Consider the following 1,929-nt stretch of genomic DNA (forward strand, 5'->3'; position numbering starts at 1 on the left):
CTTCTGCCCTTGTTTTAATAAACTCATCATCAAAAATCTGTGCAGTAGTCGTATTTACACACATAGCTTCATTAAATGGAGCGTAATCAGACTCCCCCATTAGTYTTTCACTTTTAAATTCTTCATACATAAATTGACCATTTAATATRTTTAGTACATCTTTATCAAACAGCTCACTCTTCGCATTTCGTAACTGATTAACTTCAATTTTTCTAGAAAAATTCATTCTATCCCACTCCTTGCCATCATTGATTGAGAGTTTAATAAATGATTGAACCGGTATTTTGTTAAGTTGGAATTTTCCTGGGGTTATACCAAAAACAGTTTTAAATGCTCTACTATAAGCCTCTTGCGAAGAGTAATCGTAATCAAATGCGATATCAATTATCTTTCTATCATTCGTCAAATCTTCCGTTGATAAATACAATCTTCTAAGAAGAATATATCGTCTAATACTTATCCCTGTTACTTGATGAAATTTAAACGAACAGAAGTAAGGAGAATACCCCATATAATCAGATAATTTATCTAATGAAAACTCCTTTTTAAAATTGCCCTCAATCCATTCAATCATTAGCTGTATATGTTCATTCATTTATCTCCCTCCTCACTAAATATTATAAGAAGTATCCACTTCTTTCTTTTGATATTTCTTGTGGTTTATAACATTAACCACCCTCTAGAACCTTTAAATATCATATGTAATTACTCATTTCATATTTTTTCAGCTATCTTATTTTGACATACATTTACTTAACTTTCCAATAAAGTGAAACTTTAATCAGTGGGGAGTTTGTTCCTCCCCACTGATTATTATCCCATACTAATCGGACTTTTACGGGATAAATCTTTTTTAAAGGATTCTACCAAATAAAACACGAAATTTGTAAGTTAATGAACTAGTAGTTTTGTGAGTGGAAAATTTATGTTTGGAAAGGAAGTTAAAATGAATAATATAGAAAAAGAGATACTTAAACTAATTAATAAACTATATCCAAATGATTGATTTTCAAGACTGTGAAAAACATTTTTACATATTCGATTTAGCTGTTCCAGTCTATAGCGCGATAGAATATTCTTTCGTTGGGAATGGCAACATAGTCGAGTATGAGAATTCTATTACAAAAGCAATAATCGACGGATACCAGGAGGAAAATGATCTACCTACAGAAATGATAGAGCAGCTTCCATTGTTTATTAAATTAAAGGAAATATTCGAATATAGTTTAATGCATATGTATTGGGATAAAGAAGAATTAACTGAGGAAGAGGTACGGATAATGAACCTTTATAGAATACAGATTGAAAAAAGCCATTCTTTAAACACAGTTGGTTTCCTATGAAGTACACCCAATTGTTACATTCAGTTTAACAATTGGGTGTACTTTTCTATAGATAAGTTTTCTTCAAAAGACAAAATACAAGGAGCGAAACGATATTTAATCGTACAGTGGCACCTATTTTTCAATCCATTCAACGGATTTATCTAGCTTAATACCATCCTCGATATTACTTTCTTCCAAAGTATTTGCCCTAGCTTGAATACAAATAAAATAGAGAGGTTCACTTGAATTGTTACGCCAAATTCTTTCCCCCTCTTGTGCCACCCTTATGACAGTACCCTCTTTGATTTCAAGGATTTCATCATCAATCTTGAATTCCCCTTGTCCTTTGACGAAGATATACAGCTCTTCATTTTCTCTATGCTTATGATAAAAGGGCATTGAAATGCCTGGAGGGAAAACATTTAGTGAAACTTCCATCCCTGTACATTGTAAGTCATCTTTAAGAAATACCTTTCCAGGAGCTTTAAATGGATTTCCATTTTTATATTGAAGCAAATCCTCCCACTTTCCTACTTGAACAGCACTAAAATTTTTACCTTCCATTGTTGAATTAACAAATTGACTCATTTGTATTCTCCTCTCA

2 protein-coding genes and 1 pseudogene are annotated in these 1,929 nt (G+C 31.9%); 1 reads left to right on the forward strand and 2 read right to left on the reverse strand.

Annotated elements, in window-relative coordinates:
* On the reverse strand, positions 1 to 595 hold a 595-nt coding region (locus AC1DJR_RS28185; RefSeq protein WP_477004066.1), incomplete at its 3' end, for a helix-turn-helix domain-containing protein.
* A 397-nt stretch (positions 596 to 992) separates the two neighbouring features.
* Here AC1DJR_RS28185 and AC1DJR_RS28190 point away from each other — a divergent pair.
* Positions 993 to 1,343 (forward strand): annotated as a pseudogene (locus AC1DJR_RS28190) (aminoglycoside phosphotransferase); the annotation flags it as partial.
* Positions 1,344 to 1,457: 114 nt separating this feature from the next.
* Here AC1DJR_RS28190 and AC1DJR_RS28195 read toward each other — a convergent pair.
* Positions 1,458 to 1,913 carry a cupin domain-containing protein gene (locus tag AC1DJR_RS28195; protein ID WP_002127529.1) on the reverse strand — a complete coding sequence of 152 codons (456 nt, stop codon included), beginning with the start codon at positions 1,911 to 1,913 and terminating at the stop codon, positions 1,458 to 1,460.
* Positions 1,914 to 1,929 lie beyond the last annotated feature (16 nt).

The sequence above is a fragment of the Bacillus sp. 05T31 genome, assembly GCF_056396725.1.